Source organism: Nostoc sp., from assembly GCF_036917435.1.
Classification (GTDB): Bacteria; Cyanobacteriota; Cyanobacteriia; order Cyanobacteriales; family Nostocaceae; genus Nostoc.
Map to the genome: position 1 here is coordinate 159,749 of NZ_JBALDM010000058.1, position 12,776 is coordinate 172,524.

Genomic DNA, 12,776 nt, shown 5'->3' on the forward strand with positions numbered 1-12,776 from the left:
ATTACTACTTCATAATTTGCGTAAAATTAGTAATTATATCTTGAGTTTCGTCTAAATGTGTTGGCCAGCCTCTAGTGTCATAACCAATATCATCAATTTGTGCCATGTAAACTTTATAATCTTCATCAAATTCAATAACTTCCTGACCAAGTTCTAACTGACCTTCGGCTGTCACAGGTATCCCGCGCTTCTCTAGAACAACCACGCTAGTCTTTACACCTGCACCATAAGGCGCAAATGTAGCTTGTGGTAAACTAATAACTGCTTTTAATCTAGCCCATCGCAAAATCCAGTCCCTTACATCCTGCATAGAACTATTTGCTAATACCCCATCAGGTAAAACTATTGCCAACTTACCCCCTGGTGCTAGAAACTCAAGACAACGATTTAAAAAAGCAACTTCTTGAGGAATACTTTTAACAACTTTGCCTTTTTTCTTTGTAACTCCATCCCGTCCAGCCAAATCTTTTAAAATATTTTCATTTGTCAATTTAGAACCAAATGGAGGATTAGTTAAAATCATCGTCAACCCTCCCAGATAAAACCCAGGACGTTCTGGTAGTCCCTCTGTAATTCCTCCTGTAATGCTACTCAGTCGCTCCAGCGAATCCATTACCTTTAAATCGGCATATTGTGCGCCATTCATTAAAGTATTAACTCGCGCTACGTGCATCACATTTCGAGAATATTCAGCCCCAAATAAATGATTATCTCGAAACTTGATAAACTCTTGGGTTGGTTCTTCAGGATTAATCCCTTCAGGATTACCAGCATTATTTGCGATCGCTTTTGCATACTCCTGCTTACGCACATAATCCAAAACGTGCGTCAACATCCGCGCTGAACCGCAAGCAGGATCACCAACATAATCATTTACTGTAGGTTGCAAAATCCCTACCATTAAATTAATTACAGGTGTAGGTGTGAAATATTGCCCCAAATCATCGCGGAAAGTCTTGCTTAAAAAATCCTCAAATACCCCACCTTTCACATCTGCTGAAGATTTTCGCAAACTCCAAGGTTGTAAACGCTTAACGATTTCCATTGTCGTGTGAGGCTTGAATTGCAGCACATCACCCTCATTAAAAGCCAACCGTGCCGAAAGATCGTCGCCAAACTTTTTTGCTAAAGTCTCTCTTTCCCACTGCTTCGCTTTTTCAAAAGTGTCTCTTACTTGAACTAATAAACGTTCTGGGTCAGTTTCATTACTAACACTAAACACATAAGCCCGTGATTCTCCTGTTTGCTTTACCAAGTCTATTGTTGCCTGTTCGTCATACCACTTAGCAAACAAGAATTTAACCATTGCATCAACGGCTTCTTGTGGCTGCAAACCCTCGTTATCTCTGAGAATAGAGTGACAACCAGATCGCGTATCTCCCAAAACCTCCCGAAACTTATCACGGGTTAGTGGCGTTAGTCCGGTTTTAATCCCATCTGGTTCAGTGGGATTAAGGATTACAGTATAAAAACTGTGCTGTGCGGCTGCACCGGCGCTTTCATACTTCTGTAAATCACCAATTATTTCTAACTTGCGTGGGTAGTCAAGGTCACGACGATAGATGTCTGTATGGTGGCCATTAGTTAAAATGGCATAACGGGCAGATGGTGAAGCACTCATGTAAGCATTGAGTCGATTAAGATGATTAACCCAACCTTCCGCCTCAGTCCCGCCAACTTTTTTACTTGGTTCCATAGCCTCCACCATAATGAAGGCTACATCCAAATTACCTACAGAATCAGCATAACGGTCATCGTAAACTACAATGTCTACTCGCCCTTGATAGCGTCGCCCACCTTGATAAGTTCCCTCGGCAAAATCTGCATTTAATTCTAGTTCCATTGCCTCTAGTGGAACACCGTACTCTTCTACTAAAATCTGAAGCGCCCACATTGTCACAGGGTCTTCTGCTGGACGCACATAAGAACCATCAGCTTTAAATAACTTCTGTAGATTTATATGCTGGCGATAGTTCTGTGGTATGTTAGCGGGATTTTGGTAAGGATTAGTGAAATCGGAGAAAGGCATGAACTTATTGCTATGGGAGACAGACTACACAGTAGATAAATGATATGCTATTCGGGGCGATCTCTTAAGAGAAAAATTAATCTAATCCCAAGATTCAGCAAAATAATAATCTTATCACTAATTATAATTTAAAAATAATTCATGTATGTGTTGTAAAAATATAGTTTTCTCACGTCATGCTATCCAACAAATGTTTTATCGCCGCATCAGTCAAAAAGAAGTAAAAACTGCGATTTCTTATGGAGAAGTGATAGAAGAAAATCCTGATGATACACCCTACCCCAGTTATCTAATATTGGATTTTATAGAAGGTAAACCGATTCATGTTGTATTTTCCTACAATGAAGCTACAGATACAGGATATGTAGTAACAGCTTATATTCCTGATACTAATATTTGGTTAGATGATTTTACAACTAGGAGACAAAGATGATGAAATGTGTAATTTGTCAACATGGAGAAACTAAACCAGGTTTAGTAACTGTGACATTAGAAAGAAACGAATGTATTATTGTATTAAAAAAAGTTCCAGCAGAAATTTGTGATAATTGCGGTGAATATTATTTAAGTGATGCAGTTACCGAACAGGTTTTACAAAAAGCAGAGTCAGCTATTAATAATGGAGCAGAATTGGAGATTATTAGATATGCAGCTTAGTTTTCTTATTGGCGTTTCTGCTTTAGCGATGGGTTTGACTACGCGATCGCTCAAGGTAAGCTTTGCGAAATCTCTCTTTTAGCGGATTGGGCAGATGCAATCAGTTGTTGTTGAGTTTTCTTAAATGATTTATTCCATTTCAATTCATCTTGCAAATCTTCTAGGTACTCTCGGAGATGTTCTGCAACTCTTTCTTGCACATCTTCAGATAAAGATTCCATCATCTTAATTACAGTAGCGATCGCTGGAGATGACATAATAGAATTTCCTTTATCAACTTTCCCTGTCTATTTTACTAAAAAACTCAATCAAATCGCCTACTGTAGTCCCAAAGCTCTAAAGCGGGGAAAATGGCTTTCAATTTGTCCGATTATCATTATGGTTAGTTCTCGTGTAGGGCTTTTTTCAACAACCACGCATACAGCATTGTGTATTTTTAGCGATGGGTTGGACTACGCCATCGCACCACTAAACTATAATTTTATCGGCTTTATTTAGGGTAAATTTTAGACTTGACTCGGAGTATCACAACCCACATACCGTACTCCCAAGTGTCAAAAGAGACTCCCAACAGAAAAAACAGGGGATTGCCAATTTAATTAAATCAACCTAACGAGGAAGACGAAATCCCCAAAAAGCTGTTACTTAATAACTAGTGACTTTTTGCCAAACATGATTTTGATAGCAGACTAATTGTGATGAATATAGCTAATTTTCCGTGGCTGACGACGATTATTCTGTTTCCGATAGCTGCGTCGCTACTTCTTCCCATCATCCCTGACAAAGAAGGCAAAACAGTGCGCTGGTACTCCCTGATCGTGGGGCTGATAGATTTTGCACTAATTGTTTATGCTTTTTCTACTGGGTATGATTTCTCCAATCCAGATTTGCAGTTAGTAGAAAGTTACCCCTGGGTACCACAATTGGGTTTGAATTGGTCAGTAGGGGCAGATGGCTTATCCATGCCCCTAATTATTTTGACTGGATTCATTACCACGCTGGCGATTTTAGCAGCTTGGCCTGTCACCTTCAAGCCCAAGCTATTCTTCTTCTTGATTTTGGCAATGTATGGCGGTCAAATTGCCGTGTTCGCTGTCCAGGATATGCTGTTATTTTTCCTGGTGTGGGAACTGGAACTAGTACCGATATACTTCCTACTGTCGATTTGGGGAGGTAAAAGACGGCAATATGCAGCGACTAAATTCATTTTATACACTGCTGGCGGTTCGCTGTTTATTTTGCTATCTGCCCTCACAATGGGATTTTACGGCGATACGGTGACGTTTGATATGCGATCGCTCGCCCTCAAAGATTTCGCCTTGAATTTGCAACTTGCCCTCTATGCGGGCTTCCTGATTGCCTACGCCGTCAAGTTGCCAATTATTCCCTTGCACACCTGGCTACCTGATGCCCACGGTGAAGCGACAGCCCCTGTACACATGTTATTAGCAGGTATTCTCTTGAAAATGGGCGGTTACGCCTTAATTCGGATGAATGCCCAAATGCTCCCCGATGCCCACGCTTATTTTGCGCCAGTGTTGGTGGTTTTGGGGGTAGTTAATATCATCTACGCTGCCTTGACATCCTTTGCCCAGCGCAACCTGAAGCGAAAAATTGCCTACTCCTCAATTTCTCACATGGGCTTTGTGATGATTGGTTTTGCCTCCTTCACCGATTTGGGATTGAGTGGGGCAGTATTGCAAATGGTTTCTCACGGGTTAATTGGGGCGAGTTTATTCTTTTTAGTTGGCGCAACTTACGATCGCACCCACACCCTAATGTTGGATGAAATGGGCGGTGTTGCGAAGAGAATGCCGAAGATTTTCGCCATGTTCACCACCTGTTCAATGGCTTCTTTAGCATTACCAGGGATGAGCGGTTTTGTGGCAGAATTAATGGTATTTGTTGGCTTTGCTACTAGCGATGCTTATAGCTCTACCTTCAAAGTCATTGTAGTATTCTTGATGGCAGTGGGAGTGATTTTAACTCCAATTTATCTGCTGTCGATGTTGCGCGAAATTTTCTATGGAGAAGAGAACAAGGAATTAGTTTCTCACCAAGCGTTGATAGATGCCGAACCCCGTGAAGTATTTATCATTGCCTGTTTGTTAATTCCAATTATTGGGATTGGTTTTTATCCAAAACTGCTGACTCAAATGTATGACGCGACAACTGTACAATTGACAGCAAGATTGCGTGATTCCGTGCCGACATTAGCATTGCAAAAAGACGAAACACTCAAGGTTTCTTTGAGTGCGCCGGAAATTGGTAATTAAGTTGCGTTAGCGAAGCTCACCGAAGGTATCGCTAGTTTATAGCGTTTCCTAATCACATGAAGCACATCATAGCCCCCTCATCGCTTGCGGGGAGGGGGTTGGGGGTGGGGTTCTCATACCTCACTCAATCGAGAACCGCTATAGTTTAAATATTGATTACTTTGAGGGTGGGTTTTGTACCTGCCCTTTTTGTTACTCACTCGTGAATTTTTATTTAGTAGGATAAAAAACTCGATGTGTTTTTTACAATTACAGCAGATTGTAACTTTGTGAGGTACAGATGATCTTAAGGGCACAGCACTGCTGTGCCCCTACCTGTGTACTTCATTTACCTGAGAAATGCTGTATTACAAAAATGCATTTTAAGCTGATTGATTTGTTTGCAACCAGTTAAGCAAATCTTCCATAGCAGTAAAATCTAACAAAGCTTCGCCAAGGGTTTCTAATTGATTTAAAGAAAGAGATTGGATGCGCTCTTGCAATTCTGGTGATAATTCTCCCACTCGTCTTTGTAGTAATCTTAAAATAAGCCGTTGTTCACCTTCTTGTTTACCCTCTGCTTTACCCTCTTCTTTACCCTCTGCTTTACCGCGCTCGTAGCCGATGCGCTCACCTGTAGTTACATATCTCATAGTCCGTTCCTGCTCAAATTCTTTAAATTCTTCCCAAAACTGATTTTCTAATGCCTTTGGTAATATCATAACCCAATCGATAAATCGATATAGGTTGCGAATATCCTGTTCTTGTAAGCCCAAATCATATAACCTGCGAATTAAGCTAAATTTCCATATTTTGCGTTGTTCGGGTGATGAGCGCGTCTGCTGCGTTTTCAAATGCGCCATAACGACAGTTGCAAATGGATTATTGCTATTTTCTAACTCGTGAAATCGATTTTCGTAATCTAAAAGTTTAATACTGCCAAATTCAAAATTTAAGCGAGTATTGGGATAATTGTAACTGTAATTATTTGGCCGCCATTCGCGGTTTGAATCGCAGAGAATTGCAAGACTAATTGCTGGTTTATCAAAGCGGTCAAATATGCGAAAGTTGTAGGTAAACATCCGCTTGGGAAAGTTGTCTTCTTTTTGTGCCTGAATTTCGACATGGATTAATAACCAAAGTTCTTCTCCTTGGATTTGCCAAACTTTGACTAATTGATCGGCATATCTCTTACCTTGTTCGGCTTCACGAGCTATTTGTTGAAATTCTTTATCTAGAAATTGGTATGGACGTTCCCAATCAATTAATGCAGAAACTTCTGGAAAAAAGAAATCCATTGCTTGGGGAAAATAAACTTCTAGAATTTCTTTCCAAGGGCTATCAAAATCAGCGCGTAGGCGTAGCCCGTCGTAGACATCGCTATTATTATTCATTTGCCAAGAATATCATCAAATTCTGGATGGAGTAGCAATACTTGCAGTAGCTAGTTTAGAACTTTGCTTAATCGGAATCTCAACCCAAAATTCTGCTCCTTGTCCTGGTTCCGAGATACACCAAATAGCACCGTTATGTTTTTCTATTACAATCTGAGCGCTAATTGCCAGTCCTAATCCTGTGCCTTTACCTGCGGGTTTTGTGGTAAAGAAAGGGTCAAATAATTGTTGCTTAACTACTTCGCTCATGCCAGGGCCATTATCTGCAATTTGCACAGTTATACAATCTGCATTGCCTAAATTAGTACGAATTATAATCTGGCTGGGGTTAGCTTTTATATCTTCAAGAGTTCGCTGACTGTTATAACTATCCAGGGCATCAATGGCATTACTAATGAGATTCATAAAGACCTGATTGAGTTGTCCGGCATAGCAATCTACTAAAGGGATATCACCATAAGCTTTTACTATTTCAATTCCGGGATTTACAGACGTTTGTTTGAAGCGATTTTGTAAAATTAGTAGTGTGCTATCAATACCTTCATGAATGTTGACAGGTTTCATATCCGCTTCGTCAAGTCGAGAAAAATTCCGCAAGGATAGAACTATTTCCCGAATGCGATTAGCTCCCATTTTCATTGAAACTAAAATTTTAGGTAAATCTTCAGTCATAAAGTCAAGGTCGATGGCTTCTATATGAGCTTGTACTTCAGGTGTTGAATTAGCATTTGACTTTTGATAGAGTTCTACCAGTTCTAACAAGCCGAGCGTATATTCATTTACATGGGTCAGATTACCGTAGATAAAGTTAACTGGATTATTGATTTCGTGAGCCACCCCAGCCACTAATTGACCTAAACTCGACATTTTTTCGGTTTGAATTAGTTGAGCTTGAGTCTGTTTGAGATTGTGTAGAACTTGGTTGAGTTGTTCTGCGTGAGTAGTTGCAGCAGCAGTAGCAGCGCGGCTTTGATTATACAATTGGGCTTGGTCAATGGCGATCGCTAACTGTTCAGCCACACCTCGAATCAGTTCCACTTCATCATCGCTCCAAGAACGCAGCGCTCTACTATGTTCGCAGACAATCACACCCAAGCGACCCGACTGAGTTTGAACCGAAACTATCAGTAGAGACTTAAAACCCAATGTCACCAGTAAATTTCGATTTTTGAAATCAAGCCAGGGATCTGTCGCAATGTCGTCAAAGCAAAGTAAATTCCCTTGGAGAACAGCCTCACTGAGTGCTTCCACATTCTGGATAGGAGAACAGCCCAAGGGTTCTGGCAAGTCGGGAGCGCAGGCTTGCTGACTTAATTCAAAGCTAGTAGATTCCTCTTCGTCTTCTTTATGACACCAAAGGAACTGGCATCGATCGATCTGGAGCAGTTCTCGAACTTCACCCACTACTGTACTCAAAATCGTATTCAGATCCAGCGAGTTACGAATTTGACTAGATAAACGAGTTTTAAGAATTTTTTCTCGCTCAACTAGCTCTCGTAACTGGGCTTCAGACTGGCTTAACTCTAGCTGGGCCATCTGACGATTGACACTAGCTCTTGCTAGTAGCCAAGAACCAATGCCAATTAATCCTACTAACCCAGCATATAGAAGTAGCAATTGACTCAAAAATCGGTTTGATTTGATCGTCAACATCTCTGGTGACACCCATGAGACAATTTTCCAATAATAGGATTTGGTATCAATTTGATTTTGGCTCGGTGCAAAAGCCTGCCCTGCTCCCGTACTAGATTTTTGCCCTTCCAGAAGCGGGTAGACTGTAGCAAATGTGAACATTCCCTCAGCAGTTTGGAATTGTCCCGATTCTTTTTGAGAAATCTGCTGCCATGCTTGGGGAAAAGCTTTACCAAAAGTGCGGTTTTTGCGATCGCTAAACATAAATCCCCATTCGTCTTCAGATTTCGCCCCTTTTAACCAGTAACCATCGGCATTCAGCAGCATTCCCTGGCTAAGGACGTTAGCAAAAGCTTGATTGAAATTGTCCAGCAGTTTAGTGCCAAAATAATTTAAAACTACAATGCCTCGTTTCTGTCCACGGCGATCAAAAACGGGAGTGCCAAAGCGGATCATTGGTTTGAGGGGTTGTTCAATCTTACCTTGGTCAATGTTGAGGTCAAGGGGAGAGACAAATACTTCTCCTTGGTTGAGTCGCAAAGTGTCATTAAACCAGTAACGCTTTGCTTGCACTTGCAGTTTTTCTTCGGGGACAATCGCTGGTTCACCCTTTTTGAAGTTGACTCTGACAACTTCTTTACCCGATCGATCCAAAAAGCGAATTTGGTCGTAAAGTTTTTTATATCGAGAAAATAATAATAATTCTCTGGAAAGTGCCTGTTGTTCTCCATCCACTCCTTCTAAAATTCTCTGTAGGTCATTTTGTTTAGAGATAACCATCAAATCTGAGACAACCGAGTGAAAGTCTCCGCTAATTACTTTTGTTTGTAAATCTACTTTACCAAGTTCATTCGTTTGCAATACAACTTTCTCAGTTTGTACCTGTTGGTAGTAGATAGCCCCTACAACACTCCCAACTAAGACTGATAAGGGCACAAAAACGGTTAGAAAGTGTTTGATTAAAATTCGTGAATGGATCTGTGGTGACATATCTGATACTTAAGTACGATTCAAAAATCGGGCTAAAAATCAGCTAAGTTCCAGGTGCGCCATATTTTCGGAGTCAAGGTTGAGAAAATATTTTTTCTCTTGGTAGGTATAGGTAATTAGCCGAACTACCAAATTCACCATGAAATTGAATACTCTGCAACTTCTGGAATGTTCTAGTTGAACAATATTCCACCCTTTTTTGCTATTGTGGGTTAGACACTCTCGTTGCCAGTACCGAAAAATTACCTAATTAGAAAATTACACTTGTAATTGCTTTTGAATACTCAAAATGAAGAGAAGTGATGTCTACGATAGGCTACGCCTAAGCTAAAAATAGTTCTTTATTCTGGCGCTGCGATCGCACATCAATAAATTACTTACTGTCTAAAATCAGATTTGGCAAAACCGCTCATGTTAAACTACAATCCGCTCCATTGTTTGCCATCTTCCGAAGAATTGCCCGACTCTAATGACACCCCTGTGGATAATGAACTCCAAAATTTAATTCCCGGCTTGCTAAAAACGATACTAGCTTTGGTTTGGTGCGATCGCTGGGATTGGTTTTTTGGTGTTGATATGGGTATCTATTATCACCCAGATAAACCAGCCGTTGTCCCTGATGGGTTTCTCAGTTTAGGTGTTAAACGTGTCATTGATGAAGATTTACGCCTAAGTTATGTGCTATGGGAAGAAAAAAAGCCGCCAATTTTAGCACTAGAAGTTGTTTCTCAAATTTATCGGGAAGAATATAGCGCCAAGAAAGAATTCTATGTAAAAGAATTAGGAATTTTATATTACGTTGTATATAGTCCCCTTCGGCGTAAAAAGTCGCCTTTGGAGGTGTATCACTTAGTTGATGGGGAATATATTTTAATATCAGGAAATCCTGTTTGGCTACCAGAGATTGGTTTAGGAATTGGGCGAGAACGAGGAATTTATCAAGGTATAGTGCGGGAGTGGCTGTACTGGTATGACGAGGAAGGGCAAAGATTGCTGACACCAGAAGAACGCATCAGGGAAGCCGAAGAACGTACAGCTTTTGAAGAACAGCAACGGGTGGAAGCTGAACAAAAGGTGAAAATGTTAATTGAAAGGTTGAATGCGTTAGGTATTGATCCAGAAAAATTGTCGTAGATTCGTAACTTCTCAATAAGCGATGGTAGAGCTTATTAATGTTGTAATGCATCTGAATGGGAACCGCTATAGTGTATTTAGCTAGCATCCTAATCCAACATTTCGGAGTCAATTTCTAAAGCATTGAGTTGTTCAACAGAGAGCGAACGCAATTTTTCTACAATTCTCTCACGCTTTTGTCGCTCAACATTTGCCCGTTCTTCACCAGTTAGCAGTAAATTTCCTTGTGCATCCCACCAGCGTAACCAAGGTAACTCTGCATTCTGATAAGATCCTTGCCAGATTCCTAACTCTACCCCCAAAGGAGCAATTGGGTAATGTCCCCGTTCATTGGATTTCATTCGTTGATAGCTATTATCGATTAGGTGATATACCTCAATCTGGGCTTTTGCTACTTCATAAATCCCATAATAAGGGACTCGAATCGCCTGCTCATAAACCCAAAATTTAACAACATTTCCACCTTCACCTTGAGATGGCGGCGTGTTATCTCGTTCTTCTGAACCATCTCCAGAGACAAATTCCAGTGCAATCAACGGCGCGATGTACTCCTTCCATAGCACATAAGAACGCCGCATTTTACCATTCAGAGTGGGCGGTACATTTGGTACATAAAACCAATCGGGTGCTTCAGCGCCTTTTTCAGGAGGATCTGTCAATCGCCAGTAGATACCAGAATCTTGTCCAATACAATATTGTCCGTCAGGATGCCGTTGTTCTAAAACTGGTTTAATTGAATCTGTAATTAAGATACTTTGCGGATGCTCCTGAAGATTTTTCACGAATGTACCATCTGAATCTGGTAAGTCGGTGTGATCGGGTAAAGTTAATGCCGATAGGGAAGTCACGTCGCTTCGCTCCGAATTCAAAATTCAAAATTCAAAATTTCCATAAATTTAGTTGCTCTTTATGATCAGTTTTTGTCGGTCATAAGAACAACCAAGATTATAGTTATATTGTATCAAGAAGACGCAGGATAAATTTATGTGATTATTTTTTTACTCTTATAAGTAAGTGGATCAAATTAAATATAAAATCTCATCCTGCCTCCGGCTTCCCTCTCCTTACTAAGGAGAGGGATTGAGGGTGAGGTTTGATCTTAATATTTAATTACGCCTACCTACTTACCAAGTATGTATGAAGATGCGCTAAATCATAAGTACAGGAAAGAAAAACGAACCGCAAAGGACGCAAAGGACACAAAGAAAGAACTTAAAAAGGTTTGGTGTAGCCTTATAAAGAAATGGTATTAGGCATTTTGGGATTTTAAATATTTCAATCCAAAATTTGAAATCCAAAATTTAGGAATTGATTAATACTAATTACAAATTTGACTTTGAGATTTTTTCAATTTGCCCCGTAAAGTATGCTTCTTTATATTTTAGTTGTTGTGCTATTTCCAATCCTTTTTTAAAAGCTGTTAAAGCTTGGGGAAAATCTTTGCGTTCTAGATATAATTGCCCAATTTGGTCATAAGCTTGCATCACACCGTAAAAATTTGCAGCTTGCGTCTGTATCTGCACAAGAATTTCGCTAGTCTGTAAAGCCTCGTCTATTTGTCCTTCAGAACGGTACAGTGCAATTAACTTCTGCAAAGCTTCACCAGCACGAACGTATTCTAGTAATTGCCAAGCAGTGGTATAAGCTTCTTGATAATTTTGAAAAGCTTTTAGCAGTAAGTTAGGATCTTTCTTTGCTAGAGATTCGTAATTTGAAGCGATCGCTAGCTTTAATTCTGGGATTTGAGTAAGATTATTTTCACTAACGTAAATTTCTACTAGTCTATTAAGTACATTCAATGACTGCTGTGGTTGTTTTGTCTGCTCATAAATGTAAGCCAGCCGTTGCAGATATGTTAACTCGTTTATCTGCTCACCTTGAGAAGTCGCTAAACCCAATAATTCTTCGTAGACTGGGGCAGCTTTGGTATAATCAAACCAAGTTAAATGTAGTTCCCCCATTGTCTCAAGTATTTGTACTAGTGCTATCGGATCTTTTTGCTCTCGCACCACTAACAAAACTTGGTCGTAAGCTTCTACAGCTAGTTTAATCGATCGCACATCTTGGTAAGCTTGGGCTAGCGATCGCCACAATTCTAGATCAACTTGGGCAGTTTTTTTCTGAGATTTTTCCTGCTTTTGAATGGCTTGCAATCGCTGCAAAATATATTGTACTTCTTCTTTATCATTTTGCTTCCAGGCGATCGCCCCGACTCGTGATAGTGCTTGCACCTCTGCTAATGGCCCGAAAAAGCGCCGCAAACGAAGTTCCCGGTTCCAAATTTCAAAGGCCGTCACCTTATCCCCTGCTTGCAGTTTTGCTGCTGCTTCTTGATTTAAGGTACTTAGCGCTGGCTCTAAGTTTTGCTGTTCTTGGAGAGTTAACGGTTGTTTATCCTTGGGCAAACGTGGTAGCAGTGGATCGGGTGTGGTAATTTCTAGGGGACTAGGAGGAAATTTATCCGGTGGTTTGGGCTTTTTAGTCTGTGCCAATGTCAAGGAGTTGCTAAAGAGTATAGCGGCAGTCACAATCACAATTAAGCGCCTGAGCATGGGTACTTTACCTTACCTTGAGTTAGCTGCATGAGTTCATTATCCCCATGCCCTATTATTTTTACCTTATTCCAGCAATTCCGAAGCGTCTCTGACTGAAGAAAGCCGGAGAGACGCTACGCGATCGCTCCGA

General features: G+C 40.5%; 10 protein-coding genes. 4 read left to right on the forward strand and 6 right to left on the reverse strand.

Annotated elements, in window-relative coordinates; translation table 11 throughout:
- Positions 1-4 precede the first annotated feature (4 nt).
- Positions 5-2,029, reverse strand: coding sequence for a restriction endonuclease subunit M (locus V7K98_RS28165; protein WP_335028007.1), 2,025 nt, complete (start codon positions 2,027-2,029; stop codon positions 5-7).
- Between the two features lie 145 nt (positions 2,030-2,174).
- Here V7K98_RS28165 and V7K98_RS28170 point away from each other — a divergent pair, with 145 nt between their 5' ends.
- Complete coding sequence (locus V7K98_RS28170; RefSeq protein ID WP_335028009.1) at positions 2,175-2,462, forward strand: DUF4258 domain-containing protein; 288 nt, start codon at positions 2,175-2,177, stop codon at positions 2,460-2,462.
- A complete protein-coding gene (locus tag V7K98_RS28175; protein WP_335028011.1) occupies positions 2,459-2,686 on the forward strand; it encodes a type II toxin-antitoxin system MqsA family antitoxin in 228 nt (75 codons plus the stop codon). The genes V7K98_RS28170 and V7K98_RS28175 overlap by 4 nt, the downstream gene beginning before the upstream one ends.
- Before the next feature lie 50 nt (positions 2,687-2,736).
- Here the strand turns inward: V7K98_RS28175 and V7K98_RS28180 are convergent, their stop codons facing one another.
- Entirely contained in the window at positions 2,737-2,943 is a 207-nt protein-coding gene (locus V7K98_RS28180; RefSeq protein WP_335028013.1) for a hypothetical protein, read from the reverse strand.
- 441 nt (positions 2,944-3,384) lie between these two features.
- Between V7K98_RS28180 and V7K98_RS28185 the strand changes: the two genes are divergently transcribed.
- On the forward strand, positions 3,385-4,962 hold the full coding sequence (locus tag V7K98_RS28185) for an NAD(P)H-quinone oxidoreductase subunit 4 (RefSeq protein WP_335028015.1): 1,578 nt from the start codon (positions 3,385-3,387) through the stop codon (positions 4,960-4,962).
- A 362-nt stretch (positions 4,963-5,324) separates the two neighbouring features.
- Here the strand turns inward: V7K98_RS28185 and V7K98_RS28190 are convergent, their stop codons facing one another.
- Positions 5,325-6,335, reverse strand: coding sequence for a DUF4351 domain-containing protein (locus V7K98_RS28190; RefSeq protein ID WP_335028017.1), 1,011 nt, complete (start codon positions 6,333-6,335; stop codon positions 5,325-5,327).
- A 15-nt stretch (positions 6,336-6,350) separates the two neighbouring features.
- Positions 6,351-8,957, reverse strand: a complete 2,607-nt coding sequence (locus tag V7K98_RS28195) for an ATP-binding protein (RefSeq protein WP_335028019.1) — start codon at positions 8,955-8,957, stop codon at positions 6,351-6,353.
- A gap of 411 nt (positions 8,958-9,368) precedes the next feature.
- Here V7K98_RS28195 and V7K98_RS28200 point away from each other — a divergent pair, with 411 nt between their 5' ends.
- A complete protein-coding gene (locus V7K98_RS28200) occupies positions 9,369-10,091 on the forward strand; it encodes a Uma2 family endonuclease (RefSeq protein ID WP_335028021.1) in 723 nt (240 codons plus the stop codon).
- 89 nt (positions 10,092-10,180) lie between these two features.
- Here the strand turns inward: V7K98_RS28200 and V7K98_RS28205 are convergent, their stop codons facing one another.
- Positions 10,181-10,939, reverse strand: a complete 759-nt coding sequence (locus tag V7K98_RS28205; protein ID WP_335028023.1) for a Uma2 family endonuclease — start codon at positions 10,937-10,939, stop codon at positions 10,181-10,183.
- 474 nt (positions 10,940-11,413) lie between these two features.
- The gene (locus V7K98_RS28210) at positions 11,414-12,643 is read right to left on the reverse strand and encodes a tetratricopeptide repeat protein (RefSeq protein WP_335028025.1); all 1,230 of its coding nucleotides are present in this window, start codon (positions 12,641-12,643) and stop codon (positions 11,414-11,416) included.
- Positions 12,644-12,776: the final 133 nt, after the last annotated feature.

Bases quoted from the DNA above. Each gene is read 5' to 3' on its own strand.
- V7K98_RS28165 (WP_335028007.1), bottom strand. From the start codon at position 2,029: ATGCCTTTCTCCGATTTCACTAATCCTTACCAAAATCCCGCTAACATA.
- V7K98_RS28170 (WP_335028009.1), top strand. From the start codon at position 2,175: ATGTGTTGTAAAAATATAGTTTTCTCACGTCATGCTATCCAACAAATG.
- V7K98_RS28175 (WP_335028011.1), top strand. From the start codon at position 2,459: ATGATGAAATGTGTAATTTGTCAACATGGAGAAACTAAACCAGGTTTA.
- V7K98_RS28180 (WP_335028013.1), bottom strand. From the start codon at position 2,943: ATGTCATCTCCAGCGATCGCTACTGTAATTAAGATGATGGAATCTTTA.
- V7K98_RS28185 (WP_335028015.1), top strand. From the start codon at position 3,385: ATGAATATAGCTAATTTTCCGTGGCTGACGACGATTATTCTGTTTCCG.
- V7K98_RS28190 (WP_335028017.1), bottom strand. From the start codon at position 6,335: ATGAATAATAATAGCGATGTCTACGACGGGCTACGCCTACGCGCTGAT.
- V7K98_RS28195 (WP_335028019.1), bottom strand. From the start codon at position 8,957: ATGTCACCACAGATCCATTCACGAATTTTAATCAAACACTTTCTAACC.
- V7K98_RS28200 (WP_335028021.1), top strand. From the start codon at position 9,369: ATGTTAAACTACAATCCGCTCCATTGTTTGCCATCTTCCGAAGAATTG.
- V7K98_RS28210 (WP_335028025.1), bottom strand. From the start codon at position 12,643: ATGCTCAGGCGCTTAATTGTGATTGTGACTGCCGCTATACTCTTTAGC.